This is a genomic window from Methylobacterium sp. Leaf88, assembly GCF_001422795.1.
Lineage (GTDB): Bacteria > Pseudomonadota > Alphaproteobacteria > Rhizobiales > Beijerinckiaceae > Methylobacterium.
In genome coordinates this window covers 78,479-101,895 of the sequence record NZ_LMMK01000003.1, presented here as the reverse complement: position 1 = coordinate 101,895, position 23,417 = coordinate 78,479, and the positions used below count along the sequence as shown (strand labels likewise).

Sequence of the window (23,417 nt, the reverse complement as noted above, 5' to 3'; positions counted from 1 at the left end):
GATGCCGCCCACCGCCCCTTCGAAGCTGTCGGCCATCGCCCGCATCGCCGCCTGGCGCTGCGCTTCCGCCCCGGCCCGCGCCAGGACCGTCTCCGCCTCGAGCTTGCGGGTCTGGAGCAGGTTGTCCCGGAACACGCTCACGGCGGCGGCCATGTCGCCGATCTCGTCGCGGCGGGTCCGGGACGGAATCTCCACGCCGGTGTCACCTCCGGCCAGCCTGCCCATGGTGCGCGTCATGCGCTCGATCGGACGCGCGACGCCGAACAGGCTGAACAGCATCGCGCCGAGGGCCGCCACCACCGAGATCGCCATCGCGATCCAGGCCGTGAGCATGGCCGAGCCGGCGCTGGCCATGCTCAGCGCGGTGCTGCGCTGGGCGCCCTCCCGGTTGAAGTCGACCGCCCGCTGCAGGGCCCGGATGGCGCCGTTGTTCAGGTCGGCCATCGCGGCGCTGGTGGTGAGCGCCAGGGCGTCGGCCTGGCGGCCGGCCTTCATGAGTTCGATGACTTTCTGCTGGCCCTCGGTGTAGCGCGACCACAGGGGCGCGAAGGTGTCGTAAAGCGCCTTCTCCTCGGCGGAGCTGATCAGCGGCTCGTAGGTCCGGCGCAGGCCGTCGAGGGTCTTCAGGGCGGTGTTCAGGCCCGCCTCGTTCTCGGCCAGCGCCTGCGGCGTCTCGGAGGCCACGACGAAGCGGTACAGCTTCACCCGCACGTCGCGCGTCGCCGTGCTGATCGTGTTCACGACGTTGACGGAGGGAAGCCAGTTCGTCGCGACCTCGTTCACCTCGCGCTCGATCGCCCTGAGCTTCACGACGCTGACCACGCCTTGACCCGCCGCGGCGACGCCGAGCAGAGTTGCCGAACCGATCAGGATGGATTTCAGGGATACGCGCATCGTTGAGGGACCGTCCGGATTTGCATTCCGACCGGAGGAAACAACTGCGTGCTTAACACGACGTTATCGGATTGGCGCAGAGAGTAACGATAACTGTTTTGTTATGTTTCCGATGTCCGATGCCGCCTCGGCGATGGCGTACAGGGTTGTCCGTTCAACGCGCGATGAAACTCGCTATACGGTCCAGTGGCGCCCGGATACACGCGCCGCGTGAGATCAAATGCCCGCGTACCAGGGGAAGCCGAGCTCGGCGACCATGCTGCCGCGCCCCTTGCCGAGCACGTCAACCCGGTCCACGGCCTCGATGGCGCTGATGTATTTCAGGCTCTTGTAGCCGAGCTGGCGCTCGACCCGCAGGCGCACCGGCGCCCCGTGCGCCACCGGCAGGGCGTCGCCGTTCATGCCATAGGCGAGGATGGTCTGCGGGTGGAGGGCGTCGAACAGGTCGTAGCTGTCCCACCAGCCGTCGACGCTGCGCACCACGATGAAGCGCGCCTCCGGCCGCAACCCGACCTGCGCCAGCAGGTGGGCCAGGGGCACGCCGGTCCAGCCGCCGATGGCCGACCAGCCCTGCTCGCAGGCATGAAGCGTGATCTGGGTGCGGGCCGGCATCGCCTTCAGGTCGGCCAGGGAGAAGGCGCCCGGGCGCGCCACGAGGCCGGTGACCGGAAGCGTCCAGTCGGAAAAACCCAGCGCCTTCGAGCGCCGGTAATCGGGGTTGTCCGGGTCGGTGGTGTTGATGGTCGGGAACACCGCCGAGATCGCCTCCGGCCCGAACTCGCGCACCAGGGGCTGGTGGCGCTGGAGCCAGCGCTGGACCGCGAAGGTCAGGCCGTTGCTCCAGTCGTAGGGGGTGGCGAGCCGCGACAGCGCCGGGGCGTCGCAGCCGCCGAGGAGGCCGGCGCCGATCAGGCTGCCCGAGCCGGTGAGGAGGCGGCGGCGCGAGAGGTCACGCATCGGGGGGCTCCGCAAAGGTCGCCCGGACCCTCTCCGGGGGAACCCGGAAGCGTCCGGTGATCATCGACCGCATCAGGTTGCCGGCCCCGCCGACGAAGACCTGGGCCACGTGGATGACGAGGAAGAGCACGAGGAGGCAGGCGACGGCGAAGTGCAGGGTGCGCGCCGATTGCCGGCCGCCGAACAGGGCGAAGAGTTCCGGGTAGGCCGCCGTGACCCCCGGCGACATGGTCAACCCGGTCAGCACCATCAGCGGAAACAGCACGAACAGGACGACCAGATAGGCGAATTTCTGCAGGGCGTTGTAGCGCAGGGCCTCGCGCCCGCGCGCCGGCTTGAGGCGGGCGTGGTCGGCGATCTCGCGGGCGAGGTGGCCCGGGGCCAGCTGATCGCGATCCGGCACGAGGTCGCGGGCGAAGTGACCGCCAACGAAGGCCACGATGAGGTAGACGATCCCGTTGAGGACGAGCACCCAGGCCGCGAGGAAGTGCAGGTTGCGGCCCCAGCCCGTCTGCTCGAGGTTCACCGGCAGCGGCAGCTCGAGGGCGGCCGGCGCCCCGTTGGCCCCAGTCTCGCCCCAGAACAGCCGCGGCAGGGCCAGCAGGATCGCGATGCCGCTGGCCAGGAGGGCGAGGAACGCGACGGCGTTGAGCCAATGGGTCAGGCGCACCCAGGCGGCGTGCCGGTGAACCAGGGACGGGCCCGGCTCCTCCGCCATCGGGGGCCGGCTCACGCGGGCGCCCGCAGCACGTCGAGGCGATAGCGCTCGGTGCGGCCCCTGCGGTCGGGTTCGAGGGCGCCGCGGGTGAGATCGATCAGCGTCTCCACCGCCGCATCCGCACTCAAGGGGAAGTTCGTCTCACCGTGCCAGTGGACCAGGATGACCTCGCCCCCCGGTTTCAGGGCCGCCACCAGGCGCTCGGCGATGCGGGCCAGATCGTCCGGCGTGAAGAAGTACAGCACCTCCGAGAGCACCACGAGGTCGAACCGGCCGGGGGGCCACTCCGCCGGCACCGCGGCGCGCCGGAACGCGACGTGGGGGCACGCCGCACAACGGGCGCGGGCGGCATCGAGGGCCGTCTCGGCCACGTCGAGGGCGAGCAGCCCCGCGCAGCGGTCGGCCAGCCGGCGGGTCAGCACGCCGATCGAGCACCCGACCTCCAGGGCCTCCGGGTAGGTCTCGCGGCCCAGCGCCGCCAGGGTGGCATCGTACTTGGCGTGCTCGTAGGGACTGGTGGTGAAGTCCCACGGATCGGGGTTCGCGGCGTAGAGATCCGTGAAGTAATCCGGCGGCAGCGTCTGCGGGGAGCGTCTCATCACCGTCACCGCCTAAAGATCGGCCGGAACCTCGTCGGGGCTCGGCGCCCCGGCGAGGTCGCGCCAGAGCCGGTCCGCCGGTCGCACATCGCCGAGGACGTGAGCCGCCGCGCTGGTGAGGGCCCGGTCGGGCCCGGGCTGGCGCAGGTAGGTCGCCAGGTCCCGCGCCAGGCGCTCCAGGGGATGCGGACGGAGGAAGGCCGCCAGTCCCACGGAGCGATGGGCCCGCTCCAGCACGTCGAGGCCGGCCCGCTCCACCGCGAGGCGGGTGAGGTTGACGTAGGCGATCACCCGGTCCGGCTCCGCCTCGGGGTCGGCGGCGAGGCGGGCGGCCTGGGCCACGAAGAGGCGGGCGCTCTCCACCGCGATCGCGGCCTCGCCGAGGCGGGCCGCCTGATGCGGGTCGCCGCCGCGTCCGGTGGACCGCAGATGCCCCCGCAGGACGTCGAACACCGCCTCGATGCCGCCGAGCTGCACCGCGGCGAAGCGCCAAGCGCCGCCGGAGAAATGCGGCTCCGCGAAGTAGTCGTCCGGGTCACCGATGAAGCAACCGGGGCCGGCGGGCAGGCCGGTGAAGTCGAGGAGACCGGAGGTCGAGGCCCGCATGCCCTGCGCCTGCCAGCCGGACAGGTCGGCCCGGGTCCCGGCCTCGAGATCGGCGACCAGCATCTGCTGGCGGCCGTCGGGTCGGCGCGCCGTGACCAGGGGGCGGGTGACCGAGCCGGCTCCGGAGGCGAAGGATTTGACCCCCCTCAGCATCCAGGCATCCCCGGCGGGTGCGAGGCCGCCGGCGTTCTCCAGGCTGAGGCCGCCGGTGTTCTCGAGGCTGAGGCCGCCGACTTTCTCGAGGCTGAGGCCGCTGGCCTGGGGCTGGGTATTCCACACGCCGAACAGGTGTCCGGCACGGACATCCCCGGCCAGTCGCTCGATCACCGCCGGCGCCGCATAGCGCAGGACCAGGGAGAGGGCGTTGACGTGCCCTTCGTAGAGGCGACCCAGGGCGAGGCTGCCCCGCCCGATCTGCGCGAGGACATCGGCGAGAACCGGCGCCATCGCGGGGGCATCGAGGCCGGCACCGCCCAGGGCCACGGGCAGCGGCGCGGCGAGCAGCCCGGCCCGATGCGCGTGGGCGATATCCTCGGCCGGAAAGCCGCCGTCCCGGTCGAGGGCATCGGCGCGTTCGCCCGCGCGGTCCGCAACCGCGCGGGCCGCGGCCTGGATGCGGGCGGCGTGGGTCTCCGAACAATCCTGAAGATGCCGATGCGGTGGAATGAAGTTCATCTCCAGCACATGGATCACGCCTGCGCGATCTCCAGTCGGTGTTTGCACACAGACGGCCGATTTTTCCCGCGTCGAAGGGCGCTGGCGTACCCGGATCGATCCACCGCGGACATCCGTGCCCGCTTGCCGCGGCCGGCCCGCAGGTCGGTCAGCAGGGCCCGCAGGGTCCAGCCCACCGTGACCAGGGTGAAGGCGCCGATGGCCACCAGCGGGGCCGCTCCTACCAGCATCTGGGCGGTCTCGACATCCACGGTCCGGGTTTTCGAAGACCGTCGCGCTTCGTCGCATTTCGCGACGAAAACCATGAGGATGGTCTCGAAGACGCGCCTCGGGCCCGGAGCCGCGCAGGCCCGCCCGGCGAAACGCCGCCCTGCATCGCTCCGTGTCCGGCTGGTACGGCCTCACACGGGGGGGCGGACCCGCCGTCGAGGCCGGCGGGTCACGCCGACCGGAATCGCGGGGCGTGCGATCGTGCTGGGGAGAGAGGATATTGCTTGGGCGAGCGCCGCAGAGCAAGCTTCCCCCGGACACGGGTCGAGCGGCCCGGGCTGTTTCGTTAAAGGTCCGGCGGCACACCCTCCGGTAAAGGAAGGCCTCCGCGAGGCGTGTTGAATCAAGGCTGCTCTGATGTTCGTCCTCATCCTGGATGATGCGCCCCTCAACAACATGCTGATGGTGGAGGCCCTTCGCGACCTGCCCGGCGGCACGGCCCGTGATTTCCTCCAGCCCGCCGATGCCCTGGCGTTCGTCCGCGAGAATCCGGCCGCGATCGGCGTTGCCATCTCCGACTTCGAGATGCCGGGCATGAACGGCATCGAGTTCATCCGCGCCGCCCGCGACATCCCGGGCTTCGAGCACGTGCCGGTGATCATGGTGACGAGCCTGGACCAGCGCGCCTTGCGCCGGGACGCTCTGGCCGCCGGCGCCACCGATTTCCTCGCCAAGCCCTTCGATCCGGTCGAAGTGCGCGCCCGTGTCTCGAATCTGCTGGCCCTCAACCAGGCGCGCCTGGCGCAGATCGACCGCGCAGCCTGGCTCGATCGCGAGGTGAAGGCCGCCACCGCCCTCATCGTCGCCCGCGAGCGTGAGATCATCAGCCTGCTGATGAAGGCCGTCGAACATCGCGACTCGGAGACCGGCAACCACGTGGCGCGGGTCGCCGAATATGTGGCCCGGATCGCCGAGGGATTGGGCCTTGCCGCGGAGGACGTGGAACAGCTCAGCCTGGCCTCCACCATGCACGATATCGGCAAGCTCAGCGTTCCGGATTCCATCCTGCTGAAACCCGGACGCCTGTCCGCGGACGAGCGCCGGACGATGGAGGCGCATGCCGAGCGCGGTCGTCGCATCCTCGAAGGCAGCGACTCGCGCCTGGTCCGCCTCGCGGCGGAGATTGCGGCCACCCATCACGAGCGCTGGGACGGCGGCGGCTATCCGGCCGGCCTCCGCGGGGAGGCCATTCCCCTGTCGGGACGGATCGTGGCCGTGGCGGACGTCTACGATGCCCTGACCTCCGATCGGCCGTACAAGACGGCGTGGTCGCACGCGGAGGCGTTGGCCCATCTCCAGGCTGAGGCCGGGCGTCATTTCGATCCGGCCTGCGTGGAAGCCTTCCTGAAATCTCGTACGCGCTGAACCGGACAGGTCGTGGCGCGGCGCCGACCTTCAGGAAGACTCCGGGATTCTACTCCGTGACCTTAACCTTGATCCCGTCTTCGGCTGAACACGGTGATTTTTCCGGGACGGTTTCAGGAGGTCGGTAACCCGTCCCTTGTAAGCGTAGCGGCATGACTCCCCTCCACACCGCCCAGCTTGCTGCCGGTTTCCGCACGGACCAACGTGGCGGCGTCCTCGTTCTGGTCGCCCTCCTGTTTCCGATCCTGACCGGCCTGAGCGCCGTGGCGATCGATTACGCCTCCCTGGTCAAGCGGCGGGCCGAGCTCCAGCGTGCCGCTGACAGCGGCAGCATCGCGGGCGTCAACCAGTTCAAGCTCGCCAATGCCGACGACGCGGCGGCGCTCCGCACCGCCAAGGCCATGGCCCTGGCCCAGGCCCGCAGCGGCAGCGCGGCGCCCCCGGCCGTGACGGCGGAGGTGCTCAACAACCATTCCGGTGTCCGCCTCACGCTCACCGAGCAGGTCGCCCTGTCCTTCGGCAAGCTCCTCAACACCCCGAGCCTGGAGGTGAGCGTCACCTCGACGGCGAAGCTCGCCGGCACCACGCGGCTGTGCCTGCTCGCCCTCGATCGTCAGGCGATGGGCGCCTTCCACCTGGAGAGCGCGGCCCGCATCACCGCCACCGACTGCTCGCTCTACTCGAACTCCGCCAACCCGGAGGGCATCCAGGGCGAGAACGCGGCGGTGGCCACCGCCCTCTCCACCTGCTCGGCCGGGGGCTATTCCGGATCGGGCGCCAACTTCACGCCGCCGCCGGCCACCGGGTGCCCCGCCCTGCGCGATCCCCTGATCGACCGGCAGGGCCCGACGCCGGGCTCCTGCGTCAGCCTCGGGTTCTTCGTCGATCCGAAGAAGTTCGTCGACGGCATCGACGACCCGACCTACGGCGTCAACGTCGTGAGCGGGATCGTCACCCTGCAGCCCGGCACCTATTGCGGCGGCCTGCACCTCACCAAGGGCGCGACCGTGACGCTGCAGCCCGGGATCTACATCCTCAAGGACGGCCCCCTCGTCGTCGACAAGGGCGCCAGCCTGAGCGGCGTCAACACGGGCTTCTACTTCACCGGGGTGCGCGGCGGCCTGCTCTTCGATGAGAAGAGCGTCGTCAGCCTCACCGCGCCGAAGGACGGCCTCCTGGCGGGGCTGCTGTTCTTCGAGGACCGCAACGCGACCATTCCGGCCACCCTGCCCCCGCCCCTCAGCGGCAAGGGCAAGCCCAAGCCCGCGCCCGGCGGGTTCGTCGCCCTGCGCGAGTACCGCATCATCAGCGACAACGCCCGCACGCTCCTGGGGACCATCTACCTGCCCCTCGGACGCCTGATCATCGATTCCAAGAAGCCGGTGGCCGACCAGTCGGCCTACACGGTGATCATCGCCCGCACGATCAATCTCTATGACGGCCCGAACCTGATGCTGAACGCCCGCTACGGCAGCACCGACGTGCCCGTGCCGGCCGGCGTCGGACCGAGCTCGGCCGACACGCAGCTCACGCAGTAGGTCGAGCGCCATCGGCTCCCGGCCCCCGGCCCCCGGCTCCTGCACTCGACCGGGCCGGCCGCTCAGCGCGGCGGGCAGGAGGCGCCGTTGCCCAGGACGACCTCGGGGCTCATGCTCGCGTAGCGCCGTCCGTACCGGACCGGCCACAGGGTCCTGCGGGTGATGACGAAGCCTGGGCCGCCATCGCTGAACAGGGAGGAGCCGGTCACCGGCTTGTAGGGGACGCTGATCTCCACGAGCAGCAGGCGCGTCCCCTTCGGCTGCAGGCTGTCGGCGACGGCGACGGGGGCCGGCGCCCCGGCGGTGCGGACCGGCGATCCCGCCGTGGCCACGCTGGAACAGATCTGCAGCGGGCCCGTCTCGGTGTCGCCCACCACCCCGACCGCGCTCACCGTCATCTGCAGCCCGGTGCCATCGAAGGGAGCGAGCACGATGGGTCCCACCTGGAACACGTCGTTCACCTCATCCGCCGTCGGCATCGTGCGCTGGGAGAGCGTGTCACCGATGGTGCGGGACAGGATGTCGACCTTGCGCACGTTGCGCATCACGCTCGTGATCTCCACGGTCCCGAAGTAGATGAGCAGCAGCACCGGGACGATCAGGGCGAATTCGACGATCGCGACGCCGTCCTCGGCCCGCGCGAAGCCCGCGGCGGCTCGCACACCCATCGGACGGATCGCGATCGCGGAGCGGAGGCGCGTGGCCAGCATGGCTCAACAGCCGCTGCCGCCGGTGGAATTACCCTCCAGCTGCAGCACGGACGTGGCGTTGATGAGCCAGCTTCCGTCCTGAAACTGGGTCTTCACGACGCCGAACTTCTGGAACGTGTGCTGCGCGAAGGCGGCCTGGACCACCACCACGCTGCCCTTCGTGAGACAGCCGTGCTGGGTGCCGAAATTCGCCCGCCAGGTTCCCGAGGCGGGGTCGATGGGGCTGGTCCGGTCGATCCGGGTGAAGCTGTCGTAGACTCCGATGTCGATCTTCAGGTTCTCGCAGCGGACGAACGGATTGACCTGGCGGCAGACCTCGCTGCGCACGGCGTCGAGGAGCGAGGTCGCCGAGGCGCCGGACTGGACGTAGAACTGCCGCATCGAGGCATCGAGGCCGTTGTCCAGCGCGGACGTGACCCAGAACACCAGCGCGTTCTCGATGACGAAGAAGATCAGGATGCAGAGCGGAAACAGGACCAGGGCGAATTCGACCGCCATGGCGCCCGACTGATCCTGCCCGAACCGCTGCGGACCGGATCGTGCCGGGACGATGCGCAGGCGCCTCCCGCCTCCGTCGCCGGGTGAGCGGCCGGGACCCGCGACGACGCGATCGGGACTTGCGAGCTCGGGATTTGCGAGCTCGGGATTTGCGAGCTCAGGACTCGCGGGCTCAGGACTCGCGCGATCAGGACCTGCGAGTTCGACATTTGCGAGTTCGGAATTTGCAGGTTCGGGTTTCGCGGGATCGCACATGGGGAGGGGCGGCATACGGATCGGGCGGCCGATCGGAACGCGTTCGAGGGGGCGTCGGCAGCCCTGCCCTGGTCTAGCGCCGAGCCCTTAAGATTCCGGCAAGCCAGCCTAAAAGGTTTCCCGCCCTGAATGCATCGACGCATTCGCCGCCGCACCACCGGGAGTTTGTGAGGGATCGTCTCTCCCGATGACCGAATCCGGAAGCAGAGGTTCAGCGCCTGAGCGCTGCTGGACTTTCGGTGCTCGCACTGGTTGCGGATGGGGTTGGCCGAATTCGTGCCTCTGGGCCCGTTCCGGCCGTGACGTGACTGTGCGCTCGGTGGACGATTAAGACCCTTCCAACCAACAGCCGGTACGCTGGCGCGACCATGACCGATCCCCGGCACGCGCCCGACCCGTCCCGCGAAACCCGTCCGTCCGCCCGGCGTCCGGGTCGGCAGCGCACCCTGGCCGGACGCCTGGCCCTGGCGATGTGCGCTTCCGTGGCGATCGCCTTCCTGGCCGGAACGCTGCTCTCGCTCTGGCAGGAGGTGAACCGCTACGCCGACGACAAGCGGGATGCCCTCGTCGCCATCGCCAACGTGCTCGCGGCGGCGAGCGCGGGGGCCACGGCGGCCGGGGACGAGGCGGCGGCGGCCCGCGTCCTGAACGCCATCGGCAAGACCCGCGACGCCAGGATCCTCAACGGCGAGACGAACGACGGCGAGACCCCGGACGGCAGTCCCGGAGCGGCCGAGCGGAGCGAGCTGGTCTATGCGGCCATCGAGCGGCCCGACGGCTCGATCCTGGCGGACCGGGGCCTCACGGCCCGCCTCACCGATGATTTCGACCTGCGCAAGGGGCAGTCGCCCCTGGCCCTCCTCGCCAGCCGGACCGCCCTGGTGGCGGTGACCGTCGAGGAGGCGGGCCGGACGGTGGGCAATCTCATCCTCGTCTCCGACCTGGCCGACCTCAACGACCGCCTGCTGGCGCTGCTCCGGACCTCGGCCTTGATCTCGAGCCTCGTCATGGTCCTGGGCTTCGCGATCTCCTACGCGATCCAGCGGGGGATCACCCAGCCGATCGCGGCGCTCGCCGGCACCATGGACCGCGTCCGCATCGAGCAGGACTACACGCAAGGCGCGGTGATCGCGCGCGACGACGAGGTCGGCGTGCTGGCGCGCTCGTTCAACGCGCTCCTCGACACCGTGCGGGAGCGCGACGCCCGCCTGGCGCAGCACATGCAGCGCCTGGAGGCCGACGTGGCGGAACGGACCGCCGACCTGCACGAGGCCAAGCAGGCGGCCGAGGCCGCCAACGCCGCCAAGTCGACCTTCCTGGCCACCATGAGCCACGAGATCCGCACGCCGCTTAACGGCATGCTGGTGATGGCCGAACTCCTGGCGGCCTCCGACCTGCCGCAGCGGCAGCAGCGCTACGCCGAGGTGGTCGCCCGCTCCGGGCAGAGCCTGCTGGCGATCATCAACGACATCCTCGACTTCGCGAAGGTGGAGGCGGGCAAGCTCGATCTGGAGCGGATCGCCGTCGATCCGTCCGAGGTCGTCGACACGGTGATCTCGCTCTTCGCCGAGAAGGCCGTCGAGAACGGCCTCGACCTCGCCGCCTACGTGGCGCCGGACGTGCCGCGCCACGTGATCGGCGATCCGGTGCGCCTCGGCCAGATCCTCAGCAACTTCGTCAACAATGCCCTGAAGTTCACCCCGTCCGGCTCGGTCCTGGTGCGGCTGGAGCGCGGCGCGGCCGGCATGCTGCGCCTCAGCGTCCGGGATACCGGCGTCGGCATCCCGGCCGACAAGGTCGGCACCCTGTTCTCGGCCTTCGCGCAGGCCGATCAGTCGACCACCCGGCGCTTCGGCGGTACCGGCCTCGGCCTCTCGATCGCCCATCGCCTCGCCCTCGCCATGGGCGGCCGCATGGGCGTCGAGAGCGAGCTCGGCGCCGGCTCGACCTTCTGGGCCGAGCTGCCCCTGGAGGCGGGCGACGCCGATGCGCCGACCCTCGTCCGGCGCACCGACGCGGTCGGAGCCGGGATCGTGCTCGCGCTGTCGGGCGAGGCCACGCGGGAGTGCCTCGGGCTCCGCCTCGCCGAGGCCGGGTTCACCTGCCTTCCGGCGGAGGCCGCCGAGGCCGGGGCGGCGCACTGGATCGCGGATGCGGCCACGATCCTGGCCCTGGGCCGTCGCCCGAGCGGGCCGGGCCGGGTCCTGGCCCTGGCGCGCCTCGGCGATGCCGCCGCGGCGCCGGTCCTGGAGGCGGGCTGGGCCGACCACCTCCTCGGCTGGCCGGTCGTCCAGGAGGAGTGGCGCGGTGCCCTGGATTCTTTGGCCGGCGGGACGCCGTTCGTCTCCGGCCCCCGCCTGTCCGCCCGCACGCGCCTGCCGCAATTCCCCGCCGCGCGCATCCTCCTGGCCGACGACAGCCCGGTGAACCGCGAGGTCGCCCGCGAGGCCCTGGCTCGCTGCGGCGTCACCGCCCTCACCCTGGTCGAGGACGGCCGTGCGGCCCTCGAAGCCTGTCGCGACCGGGCGTTCGACCTCATCCTGATGGACGGCAGTATGCCGGTCCTCGACGGCTACGCGGCGGCCGAGGCCATTCGGGCCGAGGCCATCGCGCAGGGCCGCGTCCGCACGCCCATCGTGGCCCTCACGGCGCACGTGGTGGGGGCCGGCGCCGAGGCGTGGCGCGAGGCCGGCATGGATGCCAAGCTCGCCAAGCCCTTCACCCTGGCGGCCCTCGCCGACACGCTGGCGGCCTTCCTCGTGCCCGAGGCCGAGACTGAGACCGCGGTCGCGCCGCGACGTCCCTCGCCCGACGCCGCGCCCCAGCCGGAGGCGGACGGCCTCTTGGACGAGGACGTGCTCGCGGGGTTGATCGACATGGCGGCCCGGGCCGGCGGCGATTTCAGTGCCCGCGTGCTCGGCCTCTATCGGGACCACGCGCCCAAGGCCCTCGTGGACCTCCCGGCGGCGGCAAGCCGCGGCGATGCCGAGGCGATCGCGCGCGCGGCGCACAGCCTGAAGTCGATGAGCCTGAACATCGGTGGCCGGGCCCTGGGCCTGGTGCTGGGAGAGATCGAGAGCAGGGCTCGCTCCAGCGCCGTCCTCCCGACGGACGCGGAGATCGCCGGTCTGTCGCCGCTCCTGGACCGGACCCTCGAGGCCCTCGAGGCCCGCCTCGGGCGGGCGCCCGATCCGGAGGAAGGGGCCGCGGCGCGGCGCTCCGCCTGAGGGACCCCTCCCCTGGAGCGGACGATGTCCGCGATGGGGTGCCGGCGGGTTCCATGCATGCGGGGCGGGACACCCGGTGGAACCCGCGTCTCGGTCCGCGCTCCGGCGCACCGAATCGGGCGTCGGGGGGGCGTCGTCGAGGAGGGTGCGTGTCGGCGTCCCGCCTCAGCTCCACGCGTGGAAGGGCGGGTTCACCCCATTGAGCGCGTGGTTGCCGACGATCGCGTATTTCCAGCGCACGGGGTCGTGGAGCGTGTGGGTGCGGGCGTTGCGCCAGTGCCGGTCGAGATTGTGCTCGGCCAGCGTCGCGCGGGTGCCGGCGAGCTCGAACAGGGTGTTGCTGGCGCCGAGCGCCACCTCGGTGGTGAGCACCTTGGCTTCCGCTACCGCGAGCTGCGCGGCCGCCACCGTCTCGGCATCCGGCGCCGCCACGGCGGCGTCGAGGGCGAGGCCGGCCCGGTCGAGCAGCGCCTCGGCGGCGTGCAGGCGGATCGTGAGGTCGCCGACGATGCGGATGGTGTGGGGGTCGTCGGAGGCGCGCGCCAGGCCGCTGTCGACCCAGGGACGCGACTTGGTGCGCACGAAGTCGATGGTCTCGGCGAGCGCCGCCCGGGCGATGCCCGCATCCACGGCCGCCTGGATGATCTGGAAGATCGCCCCGTCGGCGCTCGGCTGCGCGTAGCCCTTCCAGGCCGGCACCAGGTGGGTTTTCGGCACGCGCACGCCGTCGATCCGCACGGTGCCGCTCGCGGTGGTGCGCTGGCCGAAGCTCGACCAGTCGTCGATCACCGTGAGTCCCGGCGCGTTGCGCTCGGCAATGGCGTACCAGGCCCGGCCCTCGCCATCGAGGGCCACGATGGGCACGAGGTGGGCCAGCAGCGCGCCGGTGGCGTAGAACTTGGTGCCGTGCACCACCACGTGGTCGCCGTCGTCCACGAAGTGGGTCTCGAAGTCGGCGGCGCGCGGCGTGCCGATCTCCGAGAAGGCGTTGCCGAACCGGGTGCCGGCCAGGACGAGGCCGAACAGCAGGGCCTTCTGGGCCTCGTCCGAGACCGTGTCGATCGCCGCCACGATGCCGAGGTGGTTCTGGGCGATCTGCCCGATCGACGGGTCGGCGGCCGAGACGATGGCGATGACCTGCGCCAAGGTCCCGTAGGACAGCCCCGGCCCGCCATGGGCCCGCGGCACGTTGATGGACCACAGGCCGCTCTGCGAGAACGCGTCGAGCTCGGCCAGGGGTCGGCGCCCCGTGCGGTCGCGCTCGGAGGCGCCGACCCGGAACGTCGCCGCCAGGGCGTGGGCGACGCGCAGGGCCTCGGCCGCGTCGCGGATGACGTGGGCCGGCGCGGCCGGGCGCTCGGGGCCGGGTGCCCCGGCGGGCCAGCGATCGGTGTCCCGCGGGGGCGGACTGACGGCGATGTTCATGGGGTGTCTCCGGATCAGGGGGCGCGTTCGGGGACCGGCTCGGCTCAGGCCGCCTGCGCCTGTTCGCGGCGCGCCGCCTCCAGGGCGCGGACGCGCGGAATGACGTGTTCGCCGAAATACGCGACCTCCTCCTGGAAGTGCAGGAAGGCCAGCAGGGCGAGGTCGACGCCGACCGCCTTCAGCGCCACGATGCGCTCGGCGATCTGATCCGGCGTGCCGATCAGATTGGTCTTGAAGCCGTCGTTGTACTGGACGAGGTCCGCGAAGCTCGATTTGGCCCAGTTGCCCTCGCCCTCCGGCGAGGCCTGGCCGGCGTTCTTCGCCTCGTGCCCGAAGGCCTTCACGGCGTCCGGGTCGGCCTGGTCGATGATCTCCTGGAGGACGGCGCGGGCCTCTTCCTCGGTGTCGCGGGCGATGACGAAGGCGTTGACGCCCACCTTCACCGCGTGGCCGTTGGCGCGCGCCTTGGCTTGGACGTCGTCGACTTGGGCCCGGATGCCCTCGGGCGTGTTGCCGTTGGTGAAGTACCAGTCCGAGACGCGGGCCGCCATGTCGCGCGCCGCCCGGGACGAGCCGCCCTGGAAGATCTCGGGCTGCGGATCGGCGGGTTTCGGCTTCAGGGTGTAGTCGCTGTAGCGGTAGAAATCGCCCCGGAAGGTGAAGTTGTCCTGGGACCAGATTCCCCGCAGGGCGCGGATGAACTCCTCCGAGCGGCGGTAGCGCTCGTCATGGTCGAGCCAGGGCTCGCCGATGGCGCGGAACTCGCCCGAGAACCAGCCCGAGACCACGTTGATGGCGATGCGCCCCTCCGTGATCTGGCTGATGGTGGCGATCTGCTTGGCGGCGAGCGTCGGGTTCCAGGGCCCGGGCAGAAGGGCGGCAATCACCTTCAGCCGGGAGGTGGCCGCCAGCAGGGCGTGGCTGAAGGCGACGGATTCGTGCTGGTACTCGGCACCGTAGCCGGCCGTGAAGCGGATCTGCGTGAGGGCGTAGTCGAACCCGGCCTCCTCCGCGATCTGCGCGAGGCGTCGGTTATAGGGCGCGTCCCAGCTCGTGCGCTGGGCGATCTTGCTGATGACGAGGCCCCCCGAGACGTTGGGCACCCAGTAGGCGAAGCGGATCGGCTCGCTGCCGTCGCGAGTTCCTGTTTGAAAGGCCATGTTCCCACCCCTGCGTTGATCGGGCCGCGTGTTCCGGCAGGGCGCACGGAGTGCGCCCGATGTCGATCGGTTGACGGACTGAATACAAAAACCAGAGCGTTCACATGCTCGTGAATGCTGGTCTTGCCCGGATCTGTGTTTGGGTTCGTCGTTCTGTTCTTAAGATTGCTTGGTATTGATCGCGCGTCAAAGGAAGCAAACGGCTTTTTTCGGCCCGGACGGAAAAGCTCCTTCCCCGATCGCGGGCGCTGGCCGAAGGTTTGCGTCGTGGGCCCGAGCGCGAGGCGGGATTGCCCGCCCGGCCCGGGTCTGGGGCAAGCGGAGGCCTGCGGAGAGCGGAGCCGTCCGGTTTTCACCCCGGCGATGCCCTGATTCCAGGCGGCCATCGGGTATAAAATCCAGTCGACGCGGCCGACCTGCTTGGGGCGCTATCTTTTCAGGCAGGTCGATGCTGATAAGGCGGGCATTTCCTCCAAATTGCCGAACTTGTGTGCTTGTCGAGCAAATCGATATTGCCTCGTGAAACCGGTCGTTTAAGGACGCGTTAATTGATCGATCCTACCGTCGAACCACCGTCCACTTGAAAGCCGAAGCGCGCGAGATCGGTTTACCCAGGAAGTTCACGCATGATGCCCGCGTTCCGCCAACCGCTCGTGGTTCTCCTTGCCGGAGACGAGTTGACCCGCTCCATCACCACGAGCTGCCTGGAGATGTCGGGCTACGCGGTGCTCGGCGCGCGCACGGCCGGCGAGGTCGAGAGCCTGCTCCTCGCCCAGACCGGCGAGCGCCGCGTCGACGTGCTGGTGACCGATGCCGACGTGCGCGACACGGTGGACGGCCTTTCGCTCGCCGGCGTGGCCCGCTGTCTCGATCCGGCGGTGGGCGTCGTCTACACCGCCCGCTCCCTGCGCCGGCTCGACGGCGAGGCCCTGGAGCCGGGGGCCCTGCGCCTGCGCACGCCCTATCACGGGCATCAACTCGTCGCCCTGGTCGCCGAGCTCCTGGCCTCGGCCGCCGACCGGACCGATTTCGACCGCGCCGCGGCCTGATCCGCCGGGATTCCACCGCGCCGCCCCGGGTCGGCGGCGCGAATTCAGGATGCGCGGCCCGGGCCCGGCGGTGTATCAGGCGGGGCGCCGCCTCCCGGCCGGCGCCCGCCCGCAGCGTGGAAGAGCGGTGGCGGCGTTCCTGCCCGGGCGTCGGTCCCATCCGGAACGCGAGAGCCGATGATCAGCGCCTTCGACCTCTTCAAGATCGGGATCGGCCCGTCGAGCTCGCACACCGTCGGCCCGATGCTGGCCGCGCTCCGCTTCCGCGCCCGGACCGCGGGGTTGCCCGGGCTCGCCCGCATCCAGGCGGAGATCTTCGGCTCCCTGGCCTGGACGGGACGCGGGCACGGCACCGACACGGCGATCTTCCTCGGGCTCCTCGGCCACGACCCCCGATCCGTCGACCCGGACGGGGTGGCCGGCCTCGTCGCGGCCCTCGGTGCGGAGAAGCGGCTGGCCCCCGCGGGCCCGGCCTTCGACCCGGCCGCGGACCTCGCCTTCAACTTTACCGACGTGCTGCCCCTGCACACCAACGGCCTGCGCTTTCGCGCCCTCGATGCCGCCGGGGCGATCCGCGACAGCGAGATCTACTATTCCATCGGCGGCGGCTTCGTGGTGACGGAGGCGGAGGCGCAAGGGGGGGCGGGCGCGGAGGCGGATTGCCCCCTGCCCTATGCCAGTGCCGCCGGCCTCCTCGCCCTCTGTGTCGCCGAGGGCCGGACCATCGCCGAGGTGCAGTTCGCCAACGAGTGCGGCACCCGCACGCCCGATGCCGTGGAGGCCGGCCTCGACGTCATCCGCGACGCGATGTTCGCCTGCATCGACCGGGGTCTGCGCCAGGACGGCGAGTTGCCCGGCGGCCTCAAGGTGCGCCGGCGGGCCAAGCGGCTACACGAGGACCTCACCGCCGGGCGCCTGCGCAATGCGCGCGCCGCCCACGAGATCGTGGACTGGATCAGCCTCTACGCGCTGGCGGTGAACGAGGAGAACGCGGCGGGCGGACGGGTGGTGACGGCGCCCACCAACGGCGCGGCGGGGATCGTGCCGGCCGTCCTGCGCTACGCCCGGGACTTCTGCCCCGACTGGTCGGAGGCCCGCGCCCGGGAATTCCTGCTCACGGCCGCGGCGGTGGGCGGCCTGATCAAGACCCGCGCGTCGATCTCGGGCGCCGAGGTCGGCTGCCAGGGGGAGGTCGGTTCGGCGGCCGCGATGGCGGCGGCGGGCCTCGCGGCCTTCCTCGGCGGCAGCCCGGCCCAGGTGGAGAACGCCGCCGAGATCGCGATGGAGCACCATCTCGGCATGACCTGCGATCCCATCGGCGGGCTGGTGCAGATCCCCTGCATCGAGCGCAACGCCTTCGGGGCCAACAAGGCGGTGGTGGCCGCGTCCCTGGCCCTGCGCGGCGATGGCATTCACCGCGTCAGCCTCGACGAGGTCATTGAGACCATGCGCCAGACCGGCCACGACATGCAGGCGAAGTACAAGGAGACCTCGCTGGGCGGCCTCGCGGTGAACGTCGCGGCCTGCTGAGGATGGCCGGGAAAAGGAACGATTGCGTTTCCTGATCGCGGCGGAAGGGCGCTCAGACCGGCACGGTGCTTGGCTTGGACGTCGGCTGACCTGTCGGGGTCCCGTCGCGCCTGCCCGCCTGCAGGCGTGAGCCTGGCCAACGTTCGCCGGTCCGGACCGGAGGCTCTGCGAAAACTATGGAACGCAGCGGTTCCGATCCGGTTGTAACGCCCGAGGGGTCTACCGGACGGCAGATGCGGCCAGCGCGTGCGGCCCGCGTCCGATCCGTCCTGCCAAGACGCGGGACCGTGACACCATGACCTTCGCATCGCCGACCATCGGAACCGCCGGGCCGGACCGCGTCCGGGCGCTCATCCGAGGCGCTCCCCCGACCTGAGCGCGTCGCATCCTGCCGCCTTCGGGCGCAGCCCCGCGCCCGCGTCCGCCCGATTCCATAGTCGGTGCCGCCACGCGTCCGGCGGGCTCGAACCCCGCGATTTCCCGACCCCATCCCCTGACCGGAGACCCGCCATGCGGACCCTGACGCTCGCCCTGCTTCTCGGAGCCTTCAGCCTCGCCACGCCCCTCGCCGCCCAGGACCTGACGGGTCCCGGTCAGACGCCGCGCCCGACCCTGCTCATGCACGGGCATTATTGCGGCCCCGGCAACGACGGCATGGATGTGGCTCCGATCGACGCGCTGGATGCCGCGTGCCGCAGGCACGATGCCTGCACGCCCGACGGAGGCCTGCCCTCCTGCGGCTGCAACCGCGCCCTCAAGCGCGATGCCGGCCGCGTGGCGGCGAGCCCGCGCGAGCCGCAGGACCTGCGCGCCGTCGCCGGTCTCGTGGCGGGCGCGACCGACCTGATGCTCTGCAGCGACGACGTCGCCGGGCTGCGGCCCTGAGGCCGGACGCGCTCCGCGCCGGGGCGCGGAGCGCGGACCGGGCCGCTAGCGGCCGTCGATGCGCTCGCCGAGCAGCGCGATGGCGCGCTGGTAGACGGAGGCGGCGTTCCAGCCCTGGATGGCGGCGAAGTTCGGCTCGCCCGGCTGGTAGCCGGCGCCCGCGCGCCAGCCATGGCCCTTGAGGAAGTTCGCGGTGGAGTTGAGGGCGTTGGCCGAGCTGTCGAGGCTGCCGCCGACGCCGTAGTTCAGGACGTTCTTGGGCAGGAACTGGGTGTGGCCGACCTCGCCGTGGGCCGCGCCCCGGGTACTCGCGGTCAGGACGCCGCGATCCACCAGGGTGAGGGCGGCGTAGAGCTGATCGGTGAAGTAGGCCGAGCGGCGGCAATCGTAGGCCAGCGTCGCGACCGCCGAGAGCGTGTTCACGTTGCCCTTCACCGCGCCGAAGCCCGTCTCCATGCCCCAGATCGCCAGGAGCGGACCCGGCGGCACGCCGTAGCGCTGCTCGATCGAGTTAAACAGGGCGGCGTTCTGGGCCTTGAGGGCGCGGCCGCGGGACACGATGGTGTTGCCGCCGCGCTTGGCCAGGAACTGGTCCAGCGAGAGCTTGAAGCTCTTCTGGCCGCGATCGGCCGAGATCGTCGCCGTCGAGTAGGACGTGCCCATCAGGGCGGCGAGGCTCGCGGCGCTGGCCCGGCCGCGCGCCTCCTCGGCGAATTCCCGCTTCCAGGCTTCGAAGCCGGCCGCGCTGTTGCCGCATTGCGCCGCGTTCGCCCCGCCCGTCGCACAGACGAGCGCCGCGAAGGCCGCCGCGAGCCACGGCGTCCGATACCCACGTCCGATCATGTCAAAACTCCCTGGCCGTGCGGCGCCGCCCCGGGGCCGCACGGATCGATGGTGACCCCTTGCGCGGAGCAAGGCGGCAAACGCGGCCGTGAGTCGAGCCACATTGCGGCAATTTTGCTTGTGAACCAGGCCACGGACATCACTTCCCCGCGTTTGGTTACGCAGAGATGTCCGAATACAGCGCCGCGCCGTCGCGTCGACCTCGCCGCCGGGACGGTCCGAACCCTGCAGTTCAGCCCTAGACGAACGTCGAACTGTCCCGGGCCGCATCGATCATGTTCCGCATCAAGACACGCCGTCCTGGTCCGAACCGGCGCCCGCCCCTGGCGCTGGTGCTCGTTTCCTGCGCGACGGCCCTACTTCTGTGGTGGCCGATCTTGGCGCTCAGCGAGACGGCGGTCTGGTTCTGGTGAGGCCGCCGCGTCGTCAGGGGTCGTCGGCGCGGACGCGCAGATAGGCGCCGAGCAGGTAGCCGCTTTGCAGGGCACTGAGATGGGCGAGCAGCACGAGGCCGCCGATGCCGGAGGCGTCGCCCCGGGCGATCCAGACCACGACCGACAGGACGACCACGAGACCGGACAATCCGACGGCGGTCATGACCCGGCTGCAGAAGCCGATCGCGATCCCGCCCACGACCAGTAGCAGCGCGATCAGCATCGGCCGCCTCGCGGGCGATCACGCCGGTTCCGGCAACGCATAACGATCCTCCCTCGCCCGATCGTGGACGCGCAGCGCCGGCTTCGCAACGGCCGGTGGGTGCCGCGGCCAGGCCGGCGCGTCCCGATCACGCGGCGGTCCGCGGGGAGCGAGGCGTCGCCAGGGACCGCTTCCGCCCTCCGATCGGCGACGCTAGGCTCCCGACGGAACGAGGAGAGGAGACGACCCGCATGTGGTGCCGCCAGCGACGCTCCGGGGTTTTGCGCGGGCCTGCCGCCGCGATCTCTCTCATGGCCGCCCTGTTCCTGCTTCCGGAGGCGGGCCGTACCGCGTCGGCCGAGACCGCGGCCCCCGCCGCGGGTGCCGCATCCGGGGGCGAGGCGCAACCCCGCGCCTTCGGGCTGTGCACCGGGGCGATCGCCGCCGAAGCGGAGGCGCGTGGCGTTCCTGCGCGGGTGGCGGACGGCTTGCGCGCCCTCTCCCTCGATTCCGAGGTGGCCGCCGCGCCGCAGGCCCAGGCGGAATTCGTGACGCCGATCTGGTCCTACCTCGATGCCAACCTCACCGAGGCGCGGATCGCCGAAGGCCGGCGCAAGCTGGCGGAATGGTCCGCGACCTTCGATGCCATCGAGGCCCGATACGGCGTCGACCGCTTCGTCCTGGCGGCCTTCTGGGGGGTCGAATCGACCTACGGCAGCGTGCTCGAGGATCCCGGGATCGTCCGTCCCGTCCTGCGCGCTCTGGCGACGCTGGCCTGCACCGAGACGGCGCGGGCGCCCTATTGGCGCGCGGAGCTGATCGCCGCCCTGGAAATCCAGGCCCAGGACAAGGCGCCCCCCGGGCCGCTCACGGGATCCTGGGCCGGGGCCATGGGCCACACCCAGTTCATGCCGACCGTCTACCAGGCCTATGCGGTGGATTTCGACGGGGACGGCCGGCGCGACATCTGGACCTCGGTGCCGGACGCCCTCGCCTCCACGGCCAACTACCTCGTGGCGATGGGCTGGCGCTCCGGCGCGCGCTGGGGCAGCGAGGCCCGGCTGCCGGAGGGGTTCGACCTCGCCCTGGCCGACGAGACCACGGAGCGCAGCCTCGCGGATTGGCGCGACCGCGGCGTGATCCCGGTCCAGCCGCTCGCGGAGGCGGGCGGCCCGGCGACGCTGGTTCTGCCGGCGGGCGCGCGCGGGCCGGCCTTCCTGCTCCAGCCCAACTTCCGGGTCATCCTGCGCTACAACACCGCCCTCGCCTACGCGCTCAGCGTGGCGCACCTGTCCGACCGCCTGCGCGGCGAGCCGGGCTTCATCCGGGACTGGCCGCGCGACGCGGTGATGCCCAGTACCGGCGACGTCCGGGCGCTGCAGCTGCGCCTCGCCGAGCGCGGGTTTCCGGCCGGCGGCGCCGACGGCAAGATCGGCCCCCGGACGCGGGCGGCGATCCGTGCCTACCAGGCCGCCAACGGCCTGCCCCCCGACGGTTACGCGGATGCCCCGTTGCGGGAGCGGATCCTGGCCTCCCCGTGATCCGGACCGGATTTAGCGGTGGTCGCGCCGGAGGGGCCGCGATAGAGCAGCCCCGGGGAACCGAGGCCGCGCGGCGGCGAGACGGAAGGGCATGAGAGGGAATGAGTCGATCCGCGGCCATGCCCGTTGCGCCCGAGCGAACGCCACCGAGGACCATCGTCACCTACTGGGAAGGGCCGGTGACCTGGCTCGAACGGCTCAGCGCCGCCTCGATCGTCGCGGCCGGACACCCGCTCCACATCTACGCGCACGATGTCGCCGCCCTGCGCGCGCAGGGGCTTCCCGGCACGGTGATCGATGCCCGCGAGGGGATCGGCCCCAACGTCATGGCGGATCTCTACCGCAGCCGCGGGGTCCTCGCCTTCTACGCCGACTACCTGCGCCTCAGCCTGATCCGCGACGGCAAGGGCATCTGGTCGGACCTCGACTGCGTCTTCCAGCGCCCCCTCGAGACGCCCGCCGGCGCGGCCGAGTACCTGTTCGGCTGGCTCAACGCGAGCCGCCTCAACAACGCGATCCTGTCGGCCCCCCCGGAGTCCGAGCTCGTCACCCGCTACTGGGACGCGATCTCGACGGTGCCGATCCGGGCGCCCTGGGCGACCGGACACATCCGGGTCAAGCGCCGCCTCGAACTGCTGGTCGGCAAGCGCATCCCGTTCCACCCGGAGCGCCTGGCGATCGGCCCGCGCGCCCTCACCTACTTCGTGCGCAAGCTCCGCCTGGAGGGCCATGCCCGGGCGCGGGCGGTGTTCTATCCCCTCGGCGACGACGACGCCCACCTCCTGACCGAGGCGGACGACCGGGCGGCGCGCACGCTCATCGGGCCCGAGACGGTTTCGGTGCATGCCTGGCGCGGCAAGCTCTGGTCGATCGGCCGGGACGCTCCCCCGCCGCCCACCTCCTGGCTCGGCCAGCAGGCCCGGAGCCTCGGCCTCTGACCGGCCGGACACGCGATCCCTGGAGATGTCGATGCGTCGGGTCCTGTTCATCTGCGCGACGCCGGTGGCCTTCGGCCTCGACACGCCGCCCGCGATCGGCCTCGGCGGGATCGAGAGCACGAACATCGCCCTCTCCCGCGCCCTGGCCCGACGGGGCTGGGCTGTGACCCTGGCCACCCGCCGGAGCGGGACGGTGGAGCGGGACGGCGTCCGCAACATCCCCCTCGGCGAGGCGGCGGCCTGCGAGGCCGACGCGGTGGTCACCAGCAACGACCCCCGCCCGCTCCGCGCCCATCCGGGCCGGCGCGGCATCGTCTGGGTCCACAATCCGCTGAACGTCGAGAAGTCCGTGCGGAAGGGCTACCTCCTGCCCTTCCTGTCCCTGCGGCCGGAGGCCGTCTTCGTCGGCACCCTCGCGGCGCGGAACATGTCGCCGCTCTATCCCTTCCGGCGACGCCACGTCGTCCCGCACGGCGTCTCGCCCGTCTTCCTGACGCCCGAGCCGACGCGGGGCCGGAGCCGGGACTTCGTCTACGCCTCCCAGCCCCAGCGCGGCCTCGACCGGATGCTGCGGCTTTGGCGCAGCGCCGCGCCCCTGATCGCCTCGGGCGCGAAGCTCCACGTCTTCGGATCCGAACAGCCCGACTCGCCCGACGATCGCGGACCGGTGGTGTTCCACCCCCGCCGTGGGGCCGCCGCCCTGGCGGCGTTCTACGGCACCGCGCGCGCCATGGTCTGCCCCGGTTCCCCCGACGAGACCTTCTGCCTTGCGGCGGCGGAGGCCCAGGCCATGGGGCTGCCGGTGGTGACCGCCGGTATCGGCGCCCTCGCCGAGCGGGTGCAGCACGGCGTGAACGGCTGGATCGCCGGGACGGATGCGGCCTTCGCCGAGGCCGTCGTGAGCCTCGCCACCCAGGACGACCTCTGGTCGGAGCTCAGCGCCGGCGCGCTCCTCCAGCGCCGGGCCCTGACCTGGGAGCGGGCGGCGATCCTGTGGGAGGCGGTCCTCCGGGGGGCGTCCCAGGAGGGGGGCCGACGCGCGCCGGCCGGGTGACAGATCCGAGTCGGCGACACGCCTCCGCCCAGGCGCGACTGGAC

At 71.5% G+C, this 23,417-nt stretch carries 21 protein-coding genes; 9 read left to right on the top strand and 12 right to left on the bottom strand.

Features of this window, described 5'->3' with window-relative positions; all coding sequences use genetic code 11:
• The 6 genes from ASF20_RS24775 to ASF20_RS01775 form a co-directional block, all read right to left on the bottom strand.
• Positions 1 to 894 (bottom strand): MCP four helix bundle domain-containing protein (locus ASF20_RS24775; RefSeq protein WP_244476296.1); only part of this gene is annotated, 894 nt, incomplete at its 3' end.
• 216 nt (positions 895 to 1,110) lie between these two features.
• Positions 1,111 to 1,851, bottom strand: coding sequence for a molybdopterin-dependent oxidoreductase (locus tag ASF20_RS01795; protein ID WP_056270200.1), 741 nt, complete (start codon positions 1,849 to 1,851; stop codon positions 1,111 to 1,113).
• On the bottom strand, positions 1,844 to 2,569 hold the full coding sequence (locus ASF20_RS01790) for a cytochrome b/b6 domain-containing protein (protein WP_056270198.1): 726 nt from the start codon (positions 2,567 to 2,569) through the stop codon (positions 1,844 to 1,846). The genes ASF20_RS01795 and ASF20_RS01790 overlap by 8 nt, the downstream gene beginning before the upstream one ends.
• An 11-nt stretch (positions 2,570 to 2,580) precedes the next feature.
• Positions 2,581 to 3,168, bottom strand: coding sequence for a class I SAM-dependent methyltransferase (locus tag ASF20_RS01785; RefSeq protein WP_056270285.1), 588 nt, complete (start codon positions 3,166 to 3,168; stop codon positions 2,581 to 2,583).
• Positions 3,169 to 3,180: 12 nt separating this feature from the next.
• Complete coding sequence (locus ASF20_RS01780) at positions 3,181 to 4,467, bottom strand: acyl-CoA dehydrogenase family protein (protein ID WP_244476295.1); 1,287 nt, start codon at positions 4,465 to 4,467, stop codon at positions 3,181 to 3,183.
• The gene (locus tag ASF20_RS01775) at positions 4,464 to 4,700 is read right to left on the bottom strand and encodes a hypothetical protein (protein ID WP_156647927.1); all 237 of its coding nucleotides are present in this window, start codon (positions 4,698 to 4,700) and stop codon (positions 4,464 to 4,466) included. Before ASF20_RS01775 ends, ASF20_RS01780 begins: the two co-directional genes overlap by 4 nt.
• Before the next feature lie 376 nt (positions 4,701 to 5,076).
• Between ASF20_RS01775 and ASF20_RS01770 the strand changes: the two genes are divergently transcribed.
• Positions 5,077 to 6,084: an HD domain-containing phosphohydrolase gene (locus ASF20_RS01770; RefSeq protein ID WP_056270193.1), complete on the top strand. Its 1,008-nt coding sequence runs from the start codon at positions 5,077 to 5,079 to the stop codon at positions 6,082 to 6,084.
• A gap of 152 nt (positions 6,085 to 6,236) precedes the next feature.
• A complete protein-coding gene (locus ASF20_RS01765) occupies positions 6,237 to 7,622 on the top strand; it encodes a pilus assembly protein TadG-related protein (protein ID WP_056270188.1) in 1,386 nt (461 codons plus the stop codon).
• 62 nt (positions 7,623 to 7,684) lie between these two features.
• On the opposite strand, the gene ASF20_RS01760 is transcribed toward ASF20_RS01765, so the two are convergent.
• Together ASF20_RS01760 and ASF20_RS23755 are read right to left on the bottom strand one after the other, a co-directional pair.
• Positions 7,685 to 8,290, bottom strand: coding sequence for a TadE/TadG family type IV pilus assembly protein (locus tag ASF20_RS01760; protein WP_162242604.1), 606 nt, complete (start codon positions 8,288 to 8,290; stop codon positions 7,685 to 7,687).
• Between the two features lie 45 nt (positions 8,291 to 8,335).
• Positions 8,336 to 8,830, bottom strand: coding sequence for a TadE family protein (locus ASF20_RS23755; protein WP_056270183.1), 495 nt, complete (start codon positions 8,828 to 8,830; stop codon positions 8,336 to 8,338).
• 623 nt (positions 8,831 to 9,453) lie between these two features.
• On the opposite strand from ASF20_RS23755, the gene ASF20_RS01750 reads away from it, so the two are divergent.
• Complete coding sequence (locus tag ASF20_RS01750; protein ID WP_082501122.1) at positions 9,454 to 12,312, top strand: ATP-binding protein; 2,859 nt, start codon at positions 9,454 to 9,456, stop codon at positions 12,310 to 12,312.
• A 165-nt stretch (positions 12,313 to 12,477) separates the two neighbouring features.
• Here the strand turns inward: ASF20_RS01750 and ASF20_RS01745 are convergent, their stop codons facing one another.
• Positions 12,478 to 13,737, bottom strand: a complete 1,260-nt coding sequence (locus ASF20_RS01745; RefSeq protein WP_056270180.1) for an SfnB family sulfur acquisition oxidoreductase — start codon at positions 13,735 to 13,737, stop codon at positions 12,478 to 12,480.
• Between the two features lie 44 nt (positions 13,738 to 13,781).
• Positions 13,782 to 14,897 (bottom strand): dimethylsulfone monooxygenase SfnG, encoded by a 1,116-nt coding sequence (gene sfnG / locus ASF20_RS01740; RefSeq protein ID WP_056270178.1) that lies wholly within the window; start codon positions 14,895 to 14,897, stop codon positions 13,782 to 13,784.
• A 626-nt stretch (positions 14,898 to 15,523) separates the two neighbouring features.
• Between sfnG and ASF20_RS01735 the strand changes: the two genes are divergently transcribed.
• The 3 genes from ASF20_RS01735 (at position 15,524) to ASF20_RS01725 (ending at position 18,361) form a co-directional block, all read left to right on the top strand.
• A complete protein-coding gene (locus ASF20_RS01735; RefSeq protein ID WP_056270175.1) occupies positions 15,524 to 15,946 on the top strand; it encodes a hypothetical protein in 423 nt (140 codons plus the stop codon).
• 177 nt (positions 15,947 to 16,123) lie between these two features.
• On the top strand, positions 16,124 to 17,476 hold the full coding sequence (locus ASF20_RS01730; protein WP_056270172.1) for an L-serine ammonia-lyase: 1,353 nt from the start codon (positions 16,124 to 16,126) through the stop codon (positions 17,474 to 17,476).
• A gap of 510 nt (positions 17,477 to 17,986) precedes the next feature.
• Positions 17,987 to 18,361, top strand: a complete 375-nt coding sequence (locus tag ASF20_RS01725) for a hypothetical protein (protein ID WP_056215479.1) — start codon at positions 17,987 to 17,989, stop codon at positions 18,359 to 18,361.
• A 45-nt stretch (positions 18,362 to 18,406) separates the two neighbouring features.
• Here the strand turns inward: ASF20_RS01725 and ASF20_RS01720 are convergent, their stop codons facing one another.
• Both ASF20_RS01720 and ASF20_RS01715 read right to left on the bottom strand, forming a co-directional pair.
• Entirely contained in the window at positions 18,407 to 19,204 is a 798-nt protein-coding gene (locus tag ASF20_RS01720; RefSeq protein ID WP_056270168.1) for a lytic transglycosylase domain-containing protein, read from the bottom strand.
• 426 nt (positions 19,205 to 19,630) lie between these two features.
• The gene (locus ASF20_RS01715; RefSeq protein WP_056215483.1) at positions 19,631 to 19,861 is read right to left on the bottom strand and encodes a hypothetical protein; all 231 of its coding nucleotides are present in this window, start codon (positions 19,859 to 19,861) and stop codon (positions 19,631 to 19,633) included.
• Between the two features lie 290 nt (positions 19,862 to 20,151).
• Here ASF20_RS01715 and ASF20_RS01710 point away from each other — a divergent pair, with 290 nt between their 5' ends.
• The 3 genes from ASF20_RS01710 to ASF20_RS01700 all read left to right on the top strand — a co-directional run bounded on the left by ASF20_RS01710 (position 20,152) and on the right by ASF20_RS01700 (position 23,373).
• Positions 20,152 to 21,381, top strand: coding sequence for a lytic murein transglycosylase (locus tag ASF20_RS01710; RefSeq protein WP_056270165.1), 1,230 nt, complete (start codon positions 20,152 to 20,154; stop codon positions 21,379 to 21,381).
• A 119-nt stretch (positions 21,382 to 21,500) separates the two neighbouring features.
• Positions 21,501 to 22,319 (top strand): hypothetical protein, encoded by an 819-nt coding sequence (locus tag ASF20_RS01705; protein ID WP_056379223.1) that lies wholly within the window; start codon positions 21,501 to 21,503, stop codon positions 22,317 to 22,319.
• Positions 22,320 to 22,350: 31 nt separating this feature from the next.
• Positions 22,351 to 23,373, top strand: coding sequence for a glycosyltransferase family 4 protein (locus tag ASF20_RS01700; protein WP_162242603.1), 1,023 nt, complete (start codon positions 22,351 to 22,353; stop codon positions 23,371 to 23,373).
• Positions 23,374 to 23,417: the final 44 nt, after the last annotated feature.

Coding starts and splice junctions, on each gene's coding strand:
- ASF20_RS01795 (WP_056270200.1), bottom strand. CDS start 1,851: ATGCGTGACCTCTCGCGCCGCCGCCTCCTCACCGGCTCGGGCAGCCTG.
- ASF20_RS01790 (WP_056270198.1), bottom strand. CDS start 2,569: ATGGCGGAGGAGCCGGGCCCGTCCCTGGTTCACCGGCACGCCGCCTGG.
- ASF20_RS01785 (WP_056270285.1), bottom strand. CDS start 3,168: ATGAGACGCTCCCCGCAGACGCTGCCGCCGGATTACTTCACGGATCTC.
- ASF20_RS01770 (WP_056270193.1), top strand. CDS start 5,077: ATGTTCGTCCTCATCCTGGATGATGCGCCCCTCAACAACATGCTGATG.
- ASF20_RS01765 (WP_056270188.1), top strand. CDS start 6,237: ATGACTCCCCTCCACACCGCCCAGCTTGCTGCCGGTTTCCGCACGGAC.
- ASF20_RS01760 (WP_162242604.1), bottom strand. CDS start 8,290: ATGGGTGTGCGAGCCGCCGCGGGCTTCGCGCGGGCCGAGGACGGCGTC.
- ASF20_RS23755 (WP_056270183.1), bottom strand. CDS start 8,830: ATGGCGGTCGAATTCGCCCTGGTCCTGTTTCCGCTCTGCATCCTGATC.
- ASF20_RS01750 (WP_082501122.1), top strand. CDS start 9,454: ATGACCGATCCCCGGCACGCGCCCGACCCGTCCCGCGAAACCCGTCCG.
- ASF20_RS01745 (WP_056270180.1), bottom strand. CDS start 13,737: ATGAACATCGCCGTCAGTCCGCCCCCGCGGGACACCGATCGCTGGCCC.
- sfnG (WP_056270178.1), bottom strand. CDS start 14,897: ATGGCCTTTCAAACAGGAACTCGCGACGGCAGCGAGCCGATCCGCTTC.
- ASF20_RS01735 (WP_056270175.1), top strand. CDS start 15,524: ATGATGCCCGCGTTCCGCCAACCGCTCGTGGTTCTCCTTGCCGGAGAC.
- ASF20_RS01730 (WP_056270172.1), top strand. CDS start 16,124: ATGATCAGCGCCTTCGACCTCTTCAAGATCGGGATCGGCCCGTCGAGC.
- ASF20_RS01725 (WP_056215479.1), top strand. CDS start 17,987: ATGCGGACCCTGACGCTCGCCCTGCTTCTCGGAGCCTTCAGCCTCGCC.
- ASF20_RS01720 (WP_056270168.1), bottom strand. CDS start 19,204: ATGATCGGACGTGGGTATCGGACGCCGTGGCTCGCGGCGGCCTTCGCG.
- ASF20_RS01715 (WP_056215483.1), bottom strand. CDS start 19,861: ATGCTGATCGCGCTGCTACTGGTCGTGGGCGGGATCGCGATCGGCTTC.
- ASF20_RS01710 (WP_056270165.1), top strand. CDS start 20,152: ATGGCCGCCCTGTTCCTGCTTCCGGAGGCGGGCCGTACCGCGTCGGCC.
- ASF20_RS01705 (WP_056379223.1), top strand. CDS start 21,501: ATGCCCGTTGCGCCCGAGCGAACGCCACCGAGGACCATCGTCACCTAC.
- ASF20_RS01700 (WP_162242603.1), top strand. CDS start 22,351: ATGCGTCGGGTCCTGTTCATCTGCGCGACGCCGGTGGCCTTCGGCCTC.